Raw genomic sequence first — 18,759 nt, 5'->3', positions numbered from 1 at the left:
GCGGGACCCGGTGGCCGAACGACACCGGTGGGGAGACCGGCTAGGCAGCCTGCCTGCCGGGGGACACGGACCATGCCCGCAGCCTGCGACAGGAACGTTGAGCCGGCCTAAAACAGCAGGCCGTCACGGACCCCGACAGCCCGCGACATCGAGGACTACGCGCGGGGCGCGCACCCGAGCACATGCGCCTTCACCAGGAGACCGATGTCCGGATCACGTCGTAGGAAAGCCTCCACCAGCGCCTCGTGCTCCTCCGCGTACGACTGCTGGACCGTACCCAGCCATCTGATCGACAGAGCGGTGAAGACCTCGATGCCGAGCCCCTCCCAGGTGTGGAGCAGGACCGCGTTGTCCGCGGCACGCACCAACTCCCGGTGGAAGGCGACGGTATGGCGGACCTGGCCGGCCGAGTCACCCGCCTGGTCGGCGGCGTACAGCGCGGTCACATGGGGCTGGAGCGTCGAGCAGTCCCGGGCGAGGTGCTCGGCTGCGAGTTCCGCCGCGATCTGCTCAAGCCCCGCCCGTACGGGATAGCTCTCCTCCAGGTCGGCGGCGGTCAGATTGCGCACCCTGACGCCCTTGTTGGGCGCGGATTCGATCAGCCGAAGGCTCTCCAGCTCGCGGAGCGCCTCTCGGACCGGGGTCTGGGAGACCTGGAGCTCAGTGGCGATGCCGCGCTCGACGATCCGCTCTCCCGGCTTCCAGCGGCCACTGACGATCCCCTCCACGATGTGCGCGCGGATCTGCTCCCGCAGCGACTGGACGACGGGCGGGGTCATGGGGGGCTCCTTCAGGGATGGGCATAGCTCACCGATTATGCCCCTCGGTCGGCGGGGGACAGCGGACGCACGGCGCCCCCGCCCGGGAGAACCCCGGACGGGGGCGCCGTAGTGCACTGTCGGTAGACACCTGCCGACGGGCCTTAAAGGCCCAGTTCAACCTCGAACTCGCCGGCTTCCAGGATCGCCTTGACCGAGGTCAGGTAGCGGGCGGCATCCGCGCCGTCCACGAGACGGTGGTCGTACGAGAGCGAGAGATACGTCATGTCGCGGACACCGATCACGGTGCCTTCCGGCGTCTCGATGACCGCCGGACGCTTCACCGTGGCACCGATGCCCAGGATGGCGGCCTGGGTCGGCGGCACGATGACCGTGTCGAAGAGCGCACCGCGCGAACCGGTGTTGCTGATGGTGAAGGTCGCACCCGCCAGGTCGTCCGGCCGGATCTTGTTGGACCGGACGGCACCGGCCAACTCGGCGGTCTTCTTGGCGATGCCGGCGATGTTGAGGTCGCCCGCGCCCTTGATGACCGGCGTCATCAGACCCTTCTCGGAGTCCACGGCGATGCCGATGTTCTCCGAGTCGAAGTACGTGATGGTGCCTTCGTCCTCGTTGATCCGGGCGTTGACGATCGGGTGGGCCTTCAGCGCCTGCCCGGCGGCCTTCACGAAGAACGGCATCGGGGAGAGCTTGACGCCCTCGCGAGCCGCGAAGCTCTCCTTGGCCTGGTTGCGCAGTCGCATCAGCTTGGTGATGTCGACCTCGACGACCGAGGTCAGCTGCGCCTGGGTGTGCAGCGCCTTCATCATGTTGTCGCCGATGAGCTTGCGCATCCGGGTCATCTTGACCGTCTGGCCGCGCAGCGGGGACACCTCAAGTGAGGGCGCCTTCGCGGACGGCGCAGCAGCCGCGGGTGCGGCGGCCGGTGCCGGTGCGGCGGCCTTGCTGGCCTCCGCCGCCGCGATGACGTCCTGCTTGCGGATGCGTCCGCCCACGCCCGAGCCCTTGACCGCGGAGAGGTCCACGCTGTTCTCGGAGGCGAGCTTGCGGACCAGCGGGGTCACATACACATCGCTGCCGACGGGAGCGACCGGTGCGGGTGCGGGTGCTGCCGGTGCCTGCTGGGCAGGTGCTGGAGCCGGAGCCGCGGGCTGAGCCGGAGCTTGCTGCGCAGGAGCGGGCGCGGGTGCCGGAGCCTGAGCGGCGGGAGCCGGGGCTGCGGGCTGAGCCGGCGCGGGTGCAGGCGCCGGAGCCGGGGCGGGCGCCGGTGCCTGCTGGGCGGGCTCGGGAGCCGGTGCCGCAGGCTGGGCCGGAGCGGCAGGAGCCGCACCGGGAGCACCGATGACGGCCAGCTTCGCGCCGACCTCGGCGGTCTCGTCCTCGCCGACCACGATCTCCAGCAGGACGCCGGCCGTGGGCGCGGGGATCTCGGTGTCGACCTTGTCGGTCGACACCTCCAGCAGCGGCTCGTCGGCCTCGACGCGCTCGCCCTCGGCCTTCAGCCAGCGGGTGACAGTGCCCTCGGTGACGCTCTCACCGAGCGCGGGCAGCACCACGTCGGTGCCACTCGCACCGCCGGCGGGTGCGGCCGGAGCCTCCTGCGCGGGTGCCGGAGCCGGGGCGGGCGCCGGTGCCTGCTGGGCGGGCTCGGGAGCCGGTTCGGGCGCTGCCTGCGCCGGGGCTGCGGGCTGAGCCGGAGCTTCCTGCGCGGGAGCAGGAGCCGGGGCGGGCGCCTGCTCGGCGGCCGGTGCCGGTGCCTCGGCCGGAGCGCCGCTGCCGTCGTCGATGATGGCCAGCTCGGCGCCGACCTCGACGGTCTCGTCCTCGGCGACCTTGATGGAGGCGAGTACGCCGGACGCGGGCGCGGGGATCTCGGTGTCGACCTTGTCGGTCGACACCTCAAGCAACGGCTCGTCGGCCTCGACGCGCTCGCCCTCGGCCTTCAGCCAGCGGGTGACAGTGCCCTCGGTGACGCTCTCACCGAGCGCCGGAAGGGTTACGGAAACCGACATGGTTTCAGTTGCTCCTAACGGTGGGGTCTCCCCAGCTCAAGCGAAGCGCGAGCAGAGGGGAAATGCGGAAGTGGTCGTCTGTCCCGAGGGACTCAGGCGGCGCGAGCTGCGGGGACGGCTCAGTCATGCGCGTGCAGCGGCTTGCCCGCCAACGCCAGGTGGGCCTCTCCGAGCGCCTCGTTCTGGGTCGGGTGCGCGTGGATGAGCTGCGCCACCTCGGACGGCAGGGCCTCCCAGTTGTAGATCAGCTGAGCCTCGCCGATCTGCTCGCCCATCCGGTCACCGACCATGTGGACACCGACCACGGCGCCGTCCTTGACCTGGACGAGCTTGATCTCGCCCTGAGTCTTGAGGATCTTGCTCTTGCCGTTGCCACCGAGGTTGTACTTCAGGGCGACGACCTTGTCCGCACCGTAGATCTCCTTGGCCTTGGCCTCGGTGATACCGACGGATGCGACCTCCGGGTGGCAGTACGTCACCCGGGGCACACCGTCGTAGTCGACCGGGACCGGGTTCAGACCGGCGAGCCGCTCCGCCACCAGGATGCCCTCGGCGAAGCCGACGTGTGCGAGCTGAAGCGTCGGGACCAGGTCGCCGACCGCGGAGATCGTGGGCACGTTGGTGCGCATGTACTCGTCGGCCAGGACATAGCCGCGGTCCATCGCGACGCCCTGCTCCTCGTAGCCGAGACCCGCGGAGACCGGACCGCGACCGACGGCCACCAGCAGCACCTCGGCCTCGAAGGTCTTGCCGTCCGCGAGGGTCACCCGGACGCCGTCCTGCGTGTACTCGGCCTTCTCGAAGAAGGTGCCCAGGTTGAACTTGATGCCGCGCTTGCGGAAGGCGCGCTCAAGAAGCTTGGAGCTGTTCTCGTCCTCGACGGGCACCAGGTGCTTGAGGCCCTCGATGACCGTCACATCGGCGCCGAAGGACTTCCACGCGGAGGCGAACTCCACGCCGATCACACCGCCACCGAGCACGATCGCGGACTGCGGGACGCGGTCCAGCTTCAGCGCGTGGTCGGAGGAGATGATGCGGTTGCCGTCGATCTCCAGCCCGGGCAGCGACTTCGGTACGGAACCGGTCGCGAGCAGGATGTGGCGGCCCTGGATGCGCTGGCCGTTGACATCGACGGAGGTGGGCGACGACAGCCGGCCCGCACCCTCGATGGTGGTGATCTTGCGCGAGGCGATCAGACCCTGGAGTCCCTTGTACAGGCCGGAGATCACCTCGTCCTTGTACTTGTGCACGGCTGCGACGTCGATGCCCTCGAACGTCGCCCGAACACCGAACTGCTCGGATTCACGGGCCTGGTCGGCGATCTCACCGGCGTGCAGCAGAGCCTTGGTGGGAATGCAGCCGTAGTGCAGGCAGGTGCCGCCGAGCTTGTCCTTCTCGATCAGGGCGACGTCCAGGCCCAGCTGGGCTCCACGCAGCGCCGCAGCGTAACCGCCGCTACCGCCGCCGAGGATCACTAGGTCGAAAACGGTGCTGGCGTCGTTCGCCACGTCACGTCCTCCATGCATGTGCGCCGGTCGCCGGGGTCCCCTTCCCGGGGACGACCGGCCTCTCGGCTGGTGTGCGGCCGTTTCTTCGGCCCTGTCGTGGGCCCTGTCCTGCCGAGCCCATCTTCGCACTTGTTGGGGGAAGACGGGACGCGGGGCGGGTGTCTTCTGGCGTCTGATCGATCACCTCAAACATTACCGGGGCGTAACAACCCCGGTAAGGCCGAAACGATTCCGCCCACAGCGGCATTTCGTCGAGAGCGAACGCACCCTCCGAGGGGTGGCGGCGTACGGAACCACTCGCCGCCACCCTGCGAAGCGTCGTCAGCCGAGTTCGCCCGCGCCGATCCGCTCGGCCAGCCGGACCAGGGTGCGCACGGACGAGCCGGTGCCGCCCTTGGGGGTGTAGCCGTACGGGGCTCCCTCGTGGAACGCCGGACCGGCGATGTCCAGGTGCGCCCAGGTGATGCCCTCGCCCACGAACTCCTGGAGGAACAGACCAGCCACCAGGCCGCTGCCCATCCGCTCGCCCATGTTCGCGATGTCCGCGGTCGGGGAGTCCATGCCCTTGCGCAGTTCGCTCGGGAGCGGCATCGGCCAGGACTGCTCGCCGGCCTCCTCCGCGGTCTCGTAGATCGCGGTGCGGAACGCGTCGTCGTTGGCCATGATGCCGAAGGTGCGGTTGCCGAGCGCGACCATCATGGCGCCGGTCAGCGTGGCCACGTCCACGATTGCGTCGGGCTTCTCCTCCGATGCCTTCCAGAGCGCGTCCGCCAGCACCAGCCGGCCCTCGGCGTCGGTGTTGAGCACCTCGACCGTCTTGCCGCTGTACATCCGCAGCACATCGCCGGGGCGCACGGCGGAACCGGACGGCATGTTCTCCGCCAGGGCGAGCCAGCCGGTGACGTTGACCGGTAGGCCCAGCCGCGCGACGGTGATGACCGCGGCGAACACCGCGGCGGCGCCGGCCATGTCGCACTTCATGGTCTCGTTGTGACCGGCCGGCTTGAGGGAGATGCCGCCCGAGTCGTAGGTGATGCCCTTGCCCACCAGCGCCAGCGTCTTGGCGTCCTTGGAGTGGGTGTAGGTGAGCTTCACCAACCGCGGCGGGTTCTGCGAGCCCTGCCCGACGCCGAGGATGCCGCCGTATCCGCCCTTGAGGAGCGCCTTGTCGTCAAGGACCTGCACCTTGACGCCGTGCTCCTTGCCCGCGGCGGTGACCACGGCGGCGAAGGACTCGGGGTACAGGTCGTTGGGCGGGGTGTTGACCAGGTCCCGGGCCCGGTTCAGCTCCTCGGTGATGGCGAGCGCACGCTCGGCCGCAGCCTTGTGCGCCTTGTCCCGCGGCTTCGCGCCCAGCAGGGCGATCTCGGCGAGCGGAGCCTTCACGCCCTTGTTGCCTTCGCCGCCCTGGTAGGCGATGAAGGCGTACGCGCCCAGCAGCGCGCCCTCGGCGATCGCCTCGACGTCCTCCGACGCCTCGATCGGCAGCGCGAAGGCGGCCTTCTTCGAGCCGGCGAGCGTACGGGCCGCGGTGCCGGCGGCCCTGCGCAGGGACTCGGCCCCGTACGCCTCGTCCTCGTTCGGTACGGACCCGAGGCCGACCGCGATGATCAGCGGTGCCTTGATGCCGGCCGGCGCGGCCAGCTTGGTCACCTCGCCCTCGGAGCCACCGGCTCCGAGGGTCTCCAGTACGGCGGCGAGCCTGCCGTCGAACGCCTTGTCCACGGCCTCTGCGCCCGGTGCGACCACCGGGCCCTTGTCGCCCTTTGCGACCCCGATGACCAGGGCGTCGGCGCGCAGCGTCGCGGCACCGGCAGTGCTGAGAGTGAGAGCAGTCACGGTGGTGAAATCTCGCTTCCGTTGAGTTCGAGGGGCCATTTCGGGGCCGTTGGGGGGATAGGTCGACACCCCGCCCGGCAAGAGCCTACGCGCGGTCATACGGGTCGCTCACGGCGGCAGCCGTTCACTCCGGCCGTGGCGTCCGCCCTGGTTGAGGACATCCGGGGGAGCAGTGCGGGGTGAGACTCGTGTGGCGTGAGCGAGGGGACGGGCGGACTCCCTTGAGGGGAGCGGAACTTGGGGTGCCGTCCTCCGCGGGGGTGCCGTCGTCGTCCTGTGCAGCACGGTTCGCGGTACTGGCCGCACTTCGTTCACCACGGGCGCACACTCCACCGCCCGAAGGGGCGACCGACGCACTCGCAAGGGGGCGGCCCACCGGGGTCAGCCCAGGGCCAGCGCCACCAGGCAGATCGTCGCGGATGTCTCGGCCACGGCACCGAACACGTCCCCGGTCACCCCGTCGAAGCGTCGTACGCAGTGCCGAAGCAGCAACTGGGCGGCCAGCAGTCCGCTCACGACGGCCAGTGCCATGTGCAGTGCACCGAGCGGACCGGGGCCGAACAGCCAGCCGGCCGCGGCACAGAGCAACGTCACCCCTGCGGTGATCGCCAACGCGGACCGTACGGAGAGCACCTCCGCCACCAGTGCGCCCAGGCCCTCGGCACGGGCGGCCGGCACTCCCGTACGGGCGGCGAGGGTGAGCGCCAGCCGAGCGGCGACCTGGCAGATGACCGCGCCGAGCGCTCCATGGCCCCAGCCCTGCGCGTACAACTCGGACAGGGCCGCGACCTGCGCCAGCAGGGTGAACAGCAGCGTCAGCACGCCGAAGGGACCGATGTCCGACTTCTTCATGACCCTCAGCGCGTCCTCGGCGGGGCGCGCGCTGCCGAGCCCGTCGGCCGTATCGGCGAGTCCGTCCAGATGGAGGGCGCGGGTGAGGACGGCGGGCACCGTCGCGGTCGCGATCGCCACCAGCAGTGGCCCGGCGCCCAGGAGGATGAACAACCCGCCCGCCCCGGCCGCGACCAGACCGACCACCACGCCCACCAGCGGCGCGCACGCCATCCCGGCCCGCGCGGCCTCACGGTCCCAGCGCGTGATGCGCACGGGCAGGATGCTGAGGGTGCCAAAGGCGAAACGTATGCCGGTCATAGCCGTGGAGACGGGTGCTTCACTCACCGCCGAAGGGTAGCCCGGACCTGTTCGGCGGCCGATTCCCGCGCCACCACAGGAGATCTCCGCTCGATGATCCCGCCCGCTGTCCCGCCGGCGACGGTAAATTGCGCATATCGCGCAAAACGGGAGGACTTTCTATGGGGCACTGGTTCTCCACCAACATCGTCGAGCCGGGAAAGCTCCCGATGTTCCTCGCCCTCGCCTCCTTCGTACTGACCTTCCTCATCACCCGTGTGATCACCCGCATGATCCGCGCGGGCCGCGGCCCCTTCCGCAACATCGCATCGGGGGGAGGGGTGCACATCCACCATGTGGTGCCCGGAGTCATCCTCACCCTCGTGGGCGGCTTCGGCGCCGTGGGCAGCGGACAGCACGGCGTCACCGCGGCCGTCTGCGCAGTGATCTTCGGGGTGGGGGCGGGACTCGTCCTGGACGAGTTCGCGCTGATCGTCCACACGGACGACGTGTACTGGACCGAAGAGGGCCGGCAGAGCGTCGAAGCCGTCATCGTGGCCACCGCACTCGCCATGCTCGTGCTCAGCGGCTTCTCACCACTCGGCGTGGACAGCCTCACCCCGGACGAACGACAGAACCGCGCCACCCTGATCAGCACCCTCGTACTGAACTTCCTGCTGGTGATCGTCACCCTCTTCAAGGGGAAACCACAACTGGCGCTCATGGGCACCCTGGTGCCCTTCGTGGCGATCTTCGGCGCGGTTCGGCTGGCGAAGCCCACCTCGCCCTGGGCGCGGCGCTTCTACCGCCGCAGGCCGAAGTCCCGGGCCCGCGCCTGGCTGCGCGCCTATCGACACGATCGACGCTGGGACGGACCGCGCCGCAAGTTCCAGGACCTGATCGGCGGTACGCCCGACCCCGAGCGACTGGGACGCTGACGGCCCGTCCGCGCCCCACGGCCGTCATGCCCCAAACTTCTACGCCCGCAGCCTCCGTGCTCGTCACTGCGTGCCACGAGCGAAACCGTCCCGATCGCTCCCCGCGGGGGCGGGGCTCAGTCCCGGTCGTCCCCCGCGGACGTCGACTCGTCCTGCTCCTCAGTCGGCTCACCGGGCTCGGGACGCTCAGGCAACTCGGCAGCCAGTGCGGCAGCCGCCCGGACGAGAGGGAGGGCGAGCAGCGCTCCGGTGCCTTCCCCCGCCGTTACGCCATGGTCCAGCAACGGGGTGAGCGCCATCCGGTCCAACGCCTTCGCCTGGGCGGGCTCCCCGGTCAACTGGCCGGCCAGCCACCAGTCCGGTGCGCGGTACGCAGCCCGCTGCCCCACCAGCGCACAAGCGGCCGAAACCACTCCGTCCAGAATCACGGGCATCCGTCGCGTCGCACTCTGGAGGAGGAAGCCGGTCATCGCCGCCAACTCGGCGCCCCCCACCGCGGCCAGCAACTCCAACTGATCGCCCAGCACCGGGCGGGCACGGCGCAACGAATCCCGGATCGCGGCACACTTGCGCATCCATGCCAGATCGTCGATGCCCGCGCCACCACGACCCGTCACCACCGAAGCGTCCGTACCGCACAGCGCCGCGATCAACGTCGAGGCGGCAGTGGTGCCACCGACGCTCAGATCACCGAGCACCACCAGGTCAGTGCCGGAATCCGCCTCCTCATCGGCGATCGCCATACCCAGGCGTACCGCACGCTCCGTCTCATCGACCGTCAGCGCGTCCTCGATGTCGATGCGCCCGCTGCCGCGCCGCACCCGATGGCGCACCACGTCGTCCGGCAGCAGATCGGGATCGCAGTCCAAGCCGGCGTCGATGACGCGCACCTGAACATCCGCCTGGCGGGCCACCACCGCGACGGGACTCGCCCCTTCCAACACGGCCCGGACCAACCGGTGCGCCGACCCCGCCTCCCGGCCCGACACCCCCAGCGCCGCCACCGCGTGGTCACCGGCGAACAGCACCACGCGCGGCTGACCGATGGGCTTCACCGGTACCCGGCCCTGAGCGAGCGAAAGCCACTCGCCCAACTCGTCGAGTCGACCCAGCGCTCCGGGGGGAACGGCGAGCCGGGCCCGGTGTTCCTCAGCACGCTGGCGGAGGCCACTGTCCGGGCGCTCGATCAGATCGGAGAAGTCATCGAGATTCAGCCTGCTCATTCGCCGAACAGTACCCGCCCGCCCCGGCCATCCGCCTACCCCGTCGATCAGCTCCGGAGCACCAGTGGCTGCCCGGCGACCACCAGCAACACCTGCTCGCACTCCGCCGCGAAGGCGGCGTTCAGCCGACCGAGCTCATCACGGAAGCGGCGCCCCGACGCGGTGGCGGGGACCACTCCCGACCCGGCCTCGTTCGTCACCGCGACGAGCGTGCGCGGAGTCTCCCGCACCGCCGTGACCAACTCGGTCACCTTCTTGCGCAGCGCGGTCTCACCGCTCTCCCGCCACTGCGCGTCGTCCCAGGCGCCCACCTGGTCCATCGCGTCGGTGAGCCACAACGAAAGGCAGTCGATCAACAGAGGCGGGCCGTCCTCTGCGAGCAGCGGGACGAGATCACAGGTCTCCGCGGTACGCCAGGACCCCGGCCGACGGTCGCGGTGCAGGTCCACCCGGGCCGCCCACTCCTCGTCCCCCTGCCGGGTACCGCCCGTGGCCACGTACAACACCCCGGGGAAGGTCTCCAGCCGACGTTCGGCCTCCAAGGACTTGCCCGAACGCGCCCCACCGGTGACCAGGGTGCGCCGGGGCACATCAGGGACGGCGTGGTACTCGCCGACCACCAGCGTCGTCCCGTCCGGCACGGTCCGCGCACCCGCGGCGGCGAGCCGGCGGTCCAACTCGGGCCCACCGGGGACTTCATGGCCGATGTGGACGGCGATCACGTCCGTGGTCGCGCCGATCGCCCCGACGGCCCTCAGTCGCGCGATCGCATCCGGACGCCCCACGACATCGGCCACGACCATCTCGTAGGCCGCCCGCCCCTCCGCGACACCGGCCGGAGCGCCACCCGGAGGCAGGTACAGCAGCCGATCGCCCTCGGGGGAGGAGACCTCGTAGCCCGTGCCCGGGTGGTCCATCGCCACCGCCCGCACCCGGTGACCGCTGATCAACGTCAACACCCGTCCATCGGGAACCCGCCCCGCCGACGGTAGCCCCGCGGGCAACTCGACAGCCGGTCCGTCGTGCGGGTGAGTCAACAACACCTGTCGTACGCCCACGAGCGAATGCCCTGCCCGCGCTGCGGCCAGGGCGGCTCCGGGCGTCAGATCCAGGAGTAGCGCCCCGTCGATGAGCAGCGCGGTGGCTGCCCTGGCGCGTGAGCCACGGGCAGCGGCACACGCGGCGCAGGGACAGTCGGGCTGAGGGAGACCGGCAGGAGATCCGGTGCCGAGCAAAGTCACTTCCACATCCCCGATCCTGCCTCTTCACCGCAGGCAGTGCGCGCCCGGATACGCTGCGGGCAGGACAGAGATCCTTTGCGGGACTCAGGGAGGCGTACATGGCATGGACGTGGCGGTTCGAGAAGTCCGACGGAACGGAGGTCCAGCCGGCCGTCGAGCCGGAGGAGTTCACGACGCAGGGGGACGCGGAATCCTGGCTCGGTGAGCACTGGAAGGAGCTGCGAGACGGCGGCGCGGACCAGATTCACCTCTCGGAAGACGCGACCAAGATCTACGGCCCCATGAGCCTGGACGCCCCGGAGTAGCTTTCCGGGGGGACGGCTGTGCGAACGGGTCCCCGGAGAGTGAATCTCCGGGGGCCCGGGTGGGGCTTGGTCCGGGTGGGGGCCTAGCTTGGTCCGGGTGGGGCCTGTGCCTGGGTTTCCGCCTTGGGTGGCGGGGGGTTCCGTCCTCAAGCGCCGGACGGGCTGAGGTGATCCGGGGCTGCGGGTTTTGACTGTTTCCGGGCGGAGCCCGTTCTGTGAGCTCAGCCCTGGGGGTGGAGGGTTCCGTCCTCAAGCGCCGGACGGGCTGGGTGGGGCGGGTGGAGCTTGTGTTGTGGGGGCTGGTCTGGGGGGCGGGGCTTTGGGTGGTCCGGCTGGGGGTGGGGTTGGTGCGGGTGGTGGGGGTGCTTTCGGGCGTGACTCCTCAGCGCCGGCGGCCAGCGGCTGGCCCGTTGGTGGCGGCTCTGAAGCCGCCGACGCTTCCGGGGACACCCCCTGCGCGCCCCCAATACCGCAACCAGGCATACCTGCCCCTAGCTCGTCCATAAGTCGGGCTCAGGACGGGTGCTACCCAATACCGCAACCAGGTCTTGCTTGCCCCCAGCTCGTCCAAGAGTCAGGAAGTCGGGCTCAGGGCAGGTGCCCAGTGGCGCAACCAGTTCTGCTTGCGCCTGGCTCTATCCGCGGGTTGAGCTCGGGGCGCGTGGTCAACACCACCATCAGGGCTGCTTGCCCCCCTGCCCCGGCTCCATCCATGAGTTCAGCCACGAGTGGGGGTCTTCTTGCACATCGGACAGGTTCAGGGCCGAGCGGGAGGTTCCCTGGGCCATCGGAAAAGTTCAGGGCCCAAATGGGGGCAGTCGGTTGAAGGTTGAAGGTTGAGGTCGGCGGGCTTAGATCTCGCCCAAGGTGACCTCGGCCGTTTTGGAGTCGCCGCCCCGTTGGTATCCCACAACCACCTTCTGGCCGGGCTCGTCCGAAGCCAATGCCTCGGCGAGAGAGGTGATGGTCGTGATCTGTGCGGAACCGACCTTGGTGATGATGTCGCCCGGACGCAGCCCGGCTTCATCGGCGGCACCGTCCTTTTCGACCGTCACCACTGCCGCGCCGGAAGGCTGGTAGCTGTCGTCGAGGACCGTACGGGCGGTGATGTCCAGGGCGGCTCGACCTGAGTCGATCACTCTTCCACTCTGGATGATCTGGTCGGCGACCGTCTTCACCATGCTGGCCGGGATGGCGAAGCCAATTCCCGGTGCCGCTCCCTCACCGAGTGAAGGGTCGCTCGCAGCCAGGGTCGGGATTCCGATGACTTCACTATCCAGATTGACCAGCGCACCCCCGCTGTTGCCCGGGTTGATCGCTGCCGAGGTCTGGAGCATGTTCCCGATGGTGGCGCCCGTACCCCCACCCGATTCGCTCTCCGTGACCGTGCGCCCAACCGCCGAAATGATGCCTTGGGTGACGCTGCTCGACAGCCCGAGTGGCGAACCCATCGCCAACACGATCTGCCCCACCTGGACCCTGGACGAGTCCCCGAACTTGGCCGGTTTCAGCTCGGCCGGGACCTTCTCCAGCTTGATGACCGCGAGGTCCTGTTCAGGGTAGGAAGAGACCAGCCGTGCGCTGAGGGGAGCCTCGCCCGTGGCGACGGTGACTTTGAAGGATGTTCCCTCGCCCACGACGTGTGCGTTGGTGATCACATGGCCCTTGGTGTCATAGACGATCCCCGAGCCGAGGGCCTCACCCGCCTCGATCTGGACCACGGACGGCAATACGTTCTTGATGGCCGTCTCGTAGTCCGACTGGAGGTCGTTCGCGGCCTTCGGCGGCGCAGCGCGCGTGGAGGTCTCAGGCTGAGCTGCGGGCGTACTGGAACAGCCTGCGATCAAAGTGGCCGCGGCTGCACAGGCCCCAACGCTGAGGACCAGCATCCGGCGCATACTCCAGGTGGGGCGAGGGGATGCATCCATGATCGGAGTATCCCTTTTGTCGCTTTAGTTCGTCCCCTAGTGCGCATCCGAACAGGTGGCACCCCTGCGTGTCGACACGCCTTGCCGTGACTCACAGGAACTCCCTCCCTCACCTCATAGTCGAAGCCAGGGACGCTCGCTCCAGGATCTGAGTTGTTCCACCACCCGACGGACTCCCCCCACCTGACACCAAGCCCCCTTCGCAGCCGTCCTCATGTAGGCACCGAGCCCCATTCGCGGCCGTCCGCATTTGAGCGCCGAGCCCGATTGGCGGCCCGGGGGACCTCCCCCCATGACCTAAGCCTTCGGCCCGGGGGAACACTCCCCACCCGGGGCATCACTCATGGATGGAGCCAGGGCCAGGCGCAAGCAGAACTGGTTGCACCACTGGGCACCTGCCCTGAGCCCGACTTCCTGACTTTTGGACGAGCTGGGGGCAAGCAAGACCTGGTTGCGGTATTGGGTAACACCCGTCCTGAGCTCGACTTGTGGATGAGCTAGGGACAGGGAGACCTGGTTGATGTTCTGGGGGCGCGCAGGGGGTGTCCCCGGAAGCGTCGGCGGCTTCAGAGCCGCCATGGACGGATCAGCCGCTGGCCGCCGGCGCTGAGGAGTCACGCCCGAAAGCACCCCCACCACCCGCACCCCACCCCACCCCCAGCCGGACCACCCAAAGCCCCGCCCCCCAGACCAGCCCCCACAGCAAGGGCTCCACCCGCCCCACCCAGCCCGTCCGGCGCTTGAGGACGGAACCCCCCGCCCCCCAGGGCTGAGCTCACAGAACGGGCTCCGCCCGGAGAGAGCCAAAACCCGCAGCCCAAGCCAACCCAGCCCGTCAGGCGTTTGAGGACGGAACCCCGCCACCCCCCAAGGCGGAACCCAAAACACAGCCCCACCCGGACCAAGCTAGGCCCCCCCGTTCCCCTCACCCCCTGACAAAAACTGCGTCGCCGCCAGTTCCCCATACAGCGGATCCCCCGCCACCAGCTCCGCGTGCGTCCCCACCGCGCGTACCTTTCCCGCGTCCATCACCACGATCCGGTCGGCCAGCGTCACGGTGGAGAGCCGGTGTGCCACCACCAGGACGGTCACTTCGCGAGCCACTTCCGCCACCACGTCCCGTAGCGCCAGCTCGTTCACCGCGTCCAGTTGTGAGGTCGCCTCGTCCATCAGCAGCAGTCGCGGCTTGCGCAGCAGGGCGCGGGCGATGGCGACCCGTTGGCGTTCGCCGCCGGAGAGTTTGGAGCCGCGGTGGCCCACGAGGGTGTCGAGCCCTTCGGGGAGGCGGCTCACCAGCGTGTCCAGTCGGGCCTTCACCAGGACTTCGGCGATGTCTTCGTCCGTGGCGTGGGGGGCGGCGAAGACGAGGTTGTCGCGCAGGGTGCCCGCGAGTACCGGTGCGTCCTGTTCCACGTAGCCCATGGCTGCCCGGAGTTCGGCCAGCGGCCAGTCGCGTACGTCCTTGCCGTCCACCAGGACTCGTCCGTCGTCCACTTCGTAGAACCGTTCGATGAGGGCGAACACGGTCGTCTTGCCGGCGCCTGACGGGCCGACGAAGGCGGTCATCCCGCCTTCCGGTATGTCGAAGGAGACCCCGTGGTGCACCGGTGGGAGGTCGTCCCGATAGCGGAAGGCGACCTCTTCGAATGCGACCGAGACCGGTGCGGCACGCTGCGGGAGCACGGACTCCTGGGCTCCCGGTTCCTCCGTCGCCAGTTGTTCGGCTTCCACGATGCGGGCGATGGCGGCCGAGCCCTGCTGGTACTGGGTGGCGGCCTCCACCATCCGTGACACCGGGTCGATCAGGTAGAAGAGGAAGAGGAGGAAGGCGACGAGTGTGGAGATGGAGATCGCTCCGGATGCGACGCGTGCGCCGCCGATGCCCAGGACTGCCAGGAACGACACCTGTACGGCCAGCCCAACGGACGACCAGGCCACGGACTGCCATTTCGCGGAGCGCACACCATGCCGCCAGGCGTCGGTCGCGGCTGCGGTGACGACAGCGGTCTCTCGGTCTTCCGCGCCGGACGCCTTGACCGTTCGGAACGCTCCGAAGGCCCGTTCGAGCACGGTCGAGATCTCCGCGACGGATTCCTGTGCCCGCTGGGTGGATCGGGCGATCTGCGGCATCACCAGGGCGACACAGCCTCCGATCAGCACGATCACCGCGAGCGTGACCCCGAGGAGTACCGGGTCCATGACGGCCATCAGCACGATGGTCGCGACGAACGCGATTCCGCCCGTTGCGGCGGAGACGATCGACTGGGTGGTCACCGCGCGGAGGAGGGTGGTGTCCGAGGTGACGCGGGACATCAGATCGCCGGGTTGGGTCCGCTCCATCTCCGTCAGCCGCAGGCGGAGCAGTCGTCCGATGAGGGAGCGACGGGCCGCAAGGACCACGGATTCGGCGGTGCGTTCCAGGATGTACGCCCCGACCGCTTCGATCGCGGTACCTATGATCACCAGGCCGGTGAGCAGCAGGAGTATCCCGGTGATCGACTCGTCGTTGCCCAGTCGATCGACGAGGGACTTCGCCGCGAGGGGCTGGCCCAGTCCGGCCACGGTACCGACGAGGGCGAGGGACGCACCGAGCGCCACGGTCCAGCGGTGTGGCTTGAAGTGTGCGTAGAGCGCCCGCCAGGTCTCCCGGGCGGGCAGCCGGGCTGGCGCGTTTTCGCTCGTTCCGGTGGAGCCGGGGCCGGCGGGGCGCGGGGTGGATTTAGCGGTGCTCACCCCTACGATGACGCGAAATCTCCGCCCGCGCCTGACTGGCCGGAAGTACTAGCCGTTCCGGCGCGGGCGTCAGCCCCGTACCCCGCACAGGTGCAGCAGTGCCGCGACCTGGCGATAGGGGTCGGTGCGGCCTGCGCGGTCCTCGGCGGCCAGGAGGCGTTCCAGGGCGGTGGCCGCGGGGATCTCGGTGTCCGCTCCCCGGTCGGTGAACACCTGCACGCCGTACCAGGCGTGCAGGGGGGCAGCGATGCCCGCCAGCGCAGCGGTCAGTGCGTGGAGCCGGTCGGTCCGCTCCACGATCCCGCCGCGGTCGGTCCAGATGTCCGCGTCGAAGGCGGCCAGCGTCCCGTCCCAGTCCCCGTTCAGTCCGGGGGCGAGGGCGAGCGCGTCCCCGTTGCGGACGAGGAGGGAGAGCAGTCCGCCGGGAGCCAGCATCCGGGCGAGGCCGGCGAGCATCGCGTCCGGTTCCTGTTCGGACATCAGTACGCCATGGCACAGGACCACGTCGAAGCTGCCGGGCAGGAAGTGGACGCCGGTCTCGCGGCAGGCGCCTTCGATGAACCGGACGCGTTCCCGGATGCCGGCGGGTTCGGTCGCCAGCGATTCCTGTGCGGCCCGCAGGAGGCCGGCGTCGGATTCCAGTCCGGTGATGGTGTGGCCCGCCCGGGCCAGCCGGAGCGCCTGGACGCCCCTGCCCATGCCGACGTCGAGTATCCGCAGCCGCTGCCCCACGGGGTAGCGGGCGGCCATCTGCTCATCGAGTTGGCGGGCCACCAACTCCTGGCGGACGGTCTCCTTCAGCCCACCCCGCAGTACGGGGGCGGGCGTGATCGGCTGAATCTGCCCCTCAGGCCCTCCGGGCACGGTCGCCGTGCCTTCGAGGGCCTGGCTGCTCAGGGTCGCTCTCCGCGCTTGACCTGCGGCTTCGGCAGGCGAAGTCGCCGCAGTTGGAGCGTACGCATCAGGCCGTAGGCGACTGCGCCACGCTTCGGCTCGTCCGGGTAGCGCTCGCGCAACTGCTTCTTCAGTCGAATGGCGAGCCCGATCGAGTCCACGACGATCATGACGATGACACCCAACCAGACCAGCAGCGCGATGTTCTGCATCTGACGGTTCTGGATGAGGCTCATGATGAGGATCAGGACGGCGATCGGCAGGAAGAATTCGGCGATGCAGAAGCGCGAGTCGACGAAGTCGCGGACGAACCGTCGCACCGGGCCCTTGTCACGAGCGGGCAGGTACCGCTCGTCACCGCTGGCGAGGGCCTCGCGCTGACGGGCCAGATCGGAACGGCGTGCCTCACGCGCACGCTTCATGCCCTCCTTGCGGTCCGCCGGCGCGCTTGAGGCGCGGCGACGCTGACTCTGGGCCTCACTGCGCTTGGGCGTGGGGCGGCCCTTGGGGGCCTCGGGATCGCGGGTCTGCTTGGAGAGGTCCGCCGTCACCTGATCGGTGGGGGCCTTCTCTGTCTTGGCACGGCTACGGAACACAAAGCCCAAGGGTACGGGGTGGCAGGCATGGACCCAACGCCGGAGGGGAACGATCCGGCAACACCAAGCGTCTGTAGGGGGCAGAAGGGGCAGAACGCACATTGCGTGGAGTTCCCGCTGAGGCTCCTGAGGTTTCCCTGACGGTCGTCTACTCCCTGCGCCGGATCGGAAGCTGTCCGCAGTCGTCCTTGGGGATGAGCGCATCCACGCTCGAACAGTGCGGTAATGGATGTAGGGCCCGTACTGTGGGTTCTGTTGGAGTGCTGGAGCCGGAGTCCGTCAGAAGGGGGCGCGCGAAGCCCATGAGCGGTGTCATGAAGCGTATGGGGATGATCTTCCGCGCGAAGGCAAATAAGGCCCTGGATCGGGCCGAAGACCCGCGCGAAACCCTGGATTACTCATATCAGAAGCAACTGGAGCTGTTGCAGAAGGTGCGTCGGGGCGTCGCCGATGTGGCCACGTCACGCAAGCGCCTCGAACTGCAGGTGAATCAGCTCCAAGGCCAGTCCTCCAAGCTGGAGGACCAGGGCCGCAAGGCGCTGGCACTGGGCCGCGAGGACCTGGCGCGTGAGGCGCTCTCCCGCCGGGCCGCATTGCAGCAGCAGATCAGCGACCTGGAAGTGCAGCACCAGACCCTCCAGGGTGAAGAGGAGAAGCTCACCCTGGCGGCTCAGCGCCTTCAGGCGAAGGTGGACGCCTTCCGCACCAAGAAGGAAACGATCAAGGCGACCTACACCGCCGCTCAGGCGCAGACGCGGATCGGCGAGGCGTTCTCCGGTATTTCGGAGGAGATGGGCGATGTCGGCCTGGCCATTCAGCGGGCCGAGGACAAGACCGCGCAGCTCCAGGCCAGGGCCGGGGCCATCGACGAGCTGCTCGCTTCCGGTGCGCTGGACGACCCGTCCGGCATGGCGAAGGACGACATCGCCGCCGAGCTGGACCGCATCTCCGGTGGTACGGATGTAGAGCTGGAGCTCCAGCGGATGAAGGCCGAGCTGGCGGGTGGCAGCAGCTCCTCGCAGCAGGCCATCGAAGGGAACAAGGGGGCCCCGCAGGACGCTCCCGGCCAGCACACCAACAAGCCCAACTTTGACAAGAACTGAACAAGAACTGATCAGAGCCGAGGCAGAACCCGAGCGGGACCGAGAGGTCCCGGTCAGGCACCCCAGCACCGCTCAGCACCTGTCCGAGTGACATCGACCAGTAGGGGCTCGTCATGATCGTACGGATCATGGGGGAGGGCCAGGTGAAGCTGGCTGACACCCACTTCGCCGAACTGAACAAGCTCGACGACGAGCTGCTCGCCGAGATGGAGCGGGGTGACGGTCCCGGTTTCCGCCGGACTCTCGCCGCGCTCCTGGAGCGTGTGCACGCCCTCGGTGAGCCCCTGCCGGACGATGCCCTGGAGCCATCAGAGCTGATCCTTCCGGCAGCGGACGCGACGTTGGAGGACGTGCGGGCGATGCTCGGCGACGACGGATTGCTCCCCGGACTCCCCGGCTGACCACACGCGGTTGCCGGGGTTTCCGGCTGACTGCACCCGGTTCCGAGGCTCCTGGCTGAGCAGCGCCCGGTTTCCGGTCTCCCGGGGCTGACCGCAGCCCTGCTTCCGACCCCCTCCCGGCCGCTGCG

General features: G+C 69.3%; 15 protein-coding genes. 4 read left to right on the top strand and 11 right to left on the bottom strand.

What is annotated here, in order from left to right; all coding sequences use genetic code 11:
• Window positions 1–155 precede the first annotated feature (155 nt).
• From OID54_RS11280 to OID54_RS11260, 5 genes are all read right to left on the bottom strand, one after another.
• Entirely contained in the window at window positions 156–779 is a 624-nt protein-coding gene (locus OID54_RS11280; RefSeq protein WP_329017684.1) for a GntR family transcriptional regulator, read from the bottom strand.
• Between the two features lie 143 nt (window positions 780–922).
• Window positions 923–2,791, bottom strand: a complete 1,869-nt coding sequence (gene sucB / locus OID54_RS11275; protein ID WP_329017681.1) for a 2-oxoglutarate dehydrogenase, E2 component, dihydrolipoamide succinyltransferase — start codon at window positions 2,789–2,791, stop codon at window positions 923–925.
• A 119-nt stretch (window positions 2,792–2,910) separates the two neighbouring features.
• A complete protein-coding gene (gene lpdA / locus OID54_RS11270) occupies window positions 2,911–4,299 on the bottom strand; it encodes a dihydrolipoyl dehydrogenase (RefSeq protein WP_329017679.1) in 1,389 nt (462 codons plus the stop codon).
• 321 nt (window positions 4,300–4,620) lie between these two features.
• Window positions 4,621–6,138 carry a leucyl aminopeptidase gene (locus OID54_RS11265; protein ID WP_329017676.1) on the bottom strand — a complete coding sequence of 506 codons (1,518 nt, stop codon included), beginning with the start codon at window positions 6,136–6,138 and terminating at the stop codon, window positions 4,621–4,623.
• Window positions 6,139–6,519: 381 nt separating this feature from the next.
• On the bottom strand, window positions 6,520–7,290 hold the full coding sequence (locus OID54_RS11260; protein WP_329027423.1) for an adenosylcobinamide-GDP ribazoletransferase: 771 nt from the start codon (window positions 7,288–7,290) through the stop codon (window positions 6,520–6,522).
• Between the two features lie 161 nt (window positions 7,291–7,451).
• Between OID54_RS11260 and OID54_RS11255 the strand changes: the two genes are divergently transcribed.
• The gene (locus OID54_RS11255; RefSeq protein ID WP_329017673.1) at window positions 7,452–8,207 is read left to right on the top strand and encodes a hypothetical protein; all 756 of its coding nucleotides are present in this window, start codon (window positions 7,452–7,454) and stop codon (window positions 8,205–8,207) included.
• Between the two features lie 116 nt (window positions 8,208–8,323).
• Here the strand turns inward: OID54_RS11255 and cobT are convergent, their stop codons facing one another.
• Together cobT and OID54_RS11245 are read right to left on the bottom strand one after the other, a co-directional pair.
• On the bottom strand, window positions 8,324–9,430 hold the full coding sequence (gene cobT / locus OID54_RS11250) for a nicotinate-nucleotide--dimethylbenzimidazole phosphoribosyltransferase (protein ID WP_329017670.1): 1,107 nt from the start codon (window positions 9,428–9,430) through the stop codon (window positions 8,324–8,326).
• 47 nt (window positions 9,431–9,477) lie between these two features.
• Window positions 9,478–10,677: a bifunctional adenosylcobinamide kinase/adenosylcobinamide-phosphate guanylyltransferase gene (locus OID54_RS11245; RefSeq protein WP_329017667.1), complete on the bottom strand. Its 1,200-nt coding sequence runs from the start codon at window positions 10,675–10,677 to the stop codon at window positions 9,478–9,480.
• Window positions 10,678–10,769: 92 nt separating this feature from the next.
• On the opposite strand from OID54_RS11245, the gene OID54_RS11240 reads away from it, so the two are divergent.
• A complete protein-coding gene (locus OID54_RS11240; protein ID WP_329017662.1) occupies window positions 10,770–10,976 on the top strand; it encodes a hypothetical protein in 207 nt (68 codons plus the stop codon).
• An 851-nt stretch (window positions 10,977–11,827) separates the two neighbouring features.
• Here the strand turns inward: OID54_RS11240 and OID54_RS11235 are convergent.
• The 4 genes from OID54_RS11235 to OID54_RS11220 all read right to left on the bottom strand — a co-directional run bounded on the left by OID54_RS11235 (window position 11,828) and on the right by OID54_RS11220 (window position 17,127).
• Window positions 11,828–12,904, bottom strand: a complete 1,077-nt coding sequence (locus tag OID54_RS11235; protein ID WP_329017658.1) for a S1C family serine protease — start codon at window positions 12,902–12,904, stop codon at window positions 11,828–11,830.
• Between the two features lie 906 nt (window positions 12,905–13,810).
• Window positions 13,811–15,562, bottom strand: a complete 1,752-nt coding sequence (locus OID54_RS11230) for an ABC transporter ATP-binding protein (protein WP_329027422.1) — start codon at window positions 15,560–15,562, stop codon at window positions 13,811–13,813.
• 144 nt (window positions 15,563–15,706) lie between these two features.
• On the bottom strand, window positions 15,707–16,387 hold the full coding sequence (locus OID54_RS11225; RefSeq protein WP_443055766.1) for a class I SAM-dependent methyltransferase: 681 nt from the start codon (window positions 16,385–16,387) through the stop codon (window positions 15,707–15,709).
• A gap of 143 nt (window positions 16,388–16,530) precedes the next feature.
• Window positions 16,531–17,127 (bottom strand): DUF3043 domain-containing protein, encoded by a 597-nt coding sequence (locus OID54_RS11220; RefSeq protein ID WP_329017655.1) that lies wholly within the window; start codon window positions 17,125–17,127, stop codon window positions 16,531–16,533.
• A gap of 302 nt (window positions 17,128–17,429) precedes the next feature.
• Here OID54_RS11220 and OID54_RS11215 point away from each other — a divergent pair, with 302 nt between their 5' ends.
• Together OID54_RS11215 and pspAA are read left to right on the top strand one after the other, a co-directional pair.
• Window positions 17,430–18,230: a PspA/IM30 family protein gene (locus tag OID54_RS11215; RefSeq protein ID WP_329017652.1), complete on the top strand. Its 801-nt coding sequence runs from the start codon at window positions 17,430–17,432 to the stop codon at window positions 18,228–18,230.
• A 113-nt stretch (window positions 18,231–18,343) separates the two neighbouring features.
• Window positions 18,344–18,631 (top strand): PspA-associated protein PspAA, encoded by a 288-nt coding sequence (gene pspAA / locus OID54_RS11210; RefSeq protein ID WP_329017649.1) that lies wholly within the window; start codon window positions 18,344–18,346, stop codon window positions 18,629–18,631.
• Window positions 18,632–18,759 lie beyond the last annotated feature (128 nt).

The organism is Streptomyces sp. NBC_00690 (genome assembly GCF_036226685.1).
Lineage (GTDB): Bacteria > Actinomycetota > Actinomycetes > Streptomycetales > Streptomycetaceae > Streptomyces.
Note: the sequence above shows the minus strand (reverse complement) of the source record. Positions and strands in the feature narration are given on the sequence as shown.